At 38.3% G+C, this 243-nt stretch carries 1 pseudogene; it reads left to right on the top strand.

Annotated elements, in window-relative coordinates:
• Positions 1–101: 101 nt before the first annotated feature.
• Positions 102–243, top strand: a pseudogene (locus SB775_RS33040) (SAR2788 family putative toxin); the annotation flags it as partial.

Genomic DNA, 243 nt, shown 5'->3' with positions numbered 1-243 from the left:
ACTGCTTGTCCAATACCTTGTCCGGCTCCTGTGATAAGCACAATCTTTTGAGATAGACCACTATATTTCATGTGTTCACTACCTTTCTTTCATGTCTGTGTATTGAAGAGATTGAGGGAAATGATTTTACAGCAACACTTGTGGATCATGATACAGGAAAAGAATATAAAGTAAGCACCATAGAAGCTCAGTCATCCATTGTTCCAGCAATAATAGTTGGAATTGTGGCTAGATATGGCATAC

The sequence above is a fragment of the Peribacillus sp. SIMBA_075 genome, assembly GCF_046534585.1.
This window is presented reverse-complemented; position numbering and strand designations above follow the sequence as displayed.